The organism is Burkholderia cepacia (genome assembly GCF_001039005.1).
In the GTDB taxonomy this organism is placed as follows: Bacteria; Pseudomonadota; Gammaproteobacteria; order Burkholderiales; family Burkholderiaceae; genus Burkholderia; species Burkholderia theae.
This window is the reverse complement of the sequence record NZ_LDWR01000182.1, coordinates 1-772: the sequence shown is the minus strand read 5'-3', so window position 1 is coordinate 772 and position 772 is coordinate 1. Positions and strand designations below refer to the sequence as shown.

Annotated in this window: 1 protein-coding gene; it reads right to left on the bottom strand. The window is 66.1% G+C overall.

The window, feature by feature from the left end; all coding sequences use genetic code 11:
- Positions 1–183 (bottom strand): ATP-binding cassette domain-containing protein (locus VL15_RS38995; protein WP_155420435.1); only part of this gene is annotated, 183 nt, incomplete at its 3' end.
- Between the last annotated feature and the right edge of the window lie 589 nt (positions 184–772).

Below are 772 nucleotides of genomic sequence, written 5' to 3'. Positions count from 1 at the left end.
GCCGCGCATCGGGCGATCGATGCCGCCGAGCAGATTGAGCAACGTCGTCTTGCCGCTGCCGGAAGGGCCGGACATCACCGTGAAGCGGTTCGCGACGATATCGAGCGACGCATCGTCGGCCGCCGCGACGGCGAGCGCGCCTGTTCCATAGGTTTTCGTGACATGACTCAAGCTGGCCGCCAACATGGGCACCTCCCGGGGTATCTGATCCATGTCGCCACCTTAGCGGGAACCGCTCCCCCGAATTGCGCGGTGCGACGAATGGTGGAACGCGCGGACGAACGGTATTCCTCCCCGACGAGCGGCGGCCGGCCGCGCCCGCTTGCGCGCACCGGCACGGCGCGCGGTCGGGCGCACCCGCGTTGCATTCCATCGGCGCCAAGCGCGGTTCGTCGCCCGTTTCTGCAATTGGTCGCATGATCGTTTCTTTCGACGACGAATCGATACACTCGCAGCCATTCAGCAGTCGATTCGCACGACACCGGACGATGTGAGAGCGGTCGCCGGGGTTCGGGAAGCCAAAACACAGACATAACAAGGCATAACAATGAGACATACCCGGTTTGAGAGGGGGAGCGAGACGGCGCGGCCAGGCTTTCTTGCCCTTTGTCGCGTGATCCGCGATCCGTCCGATCCCGCGCGCTTCGCGGGCGACGCCGATCCGCGACGGTATCGCGACTGGTCGAGCGCGCGGCCGGCGCTCCTTGTCATCGAAGCGCTGCATCAGTTCGCGGTCAAGGCGGCGCGCGCGATGCACGGCGAGCCGGCGCTG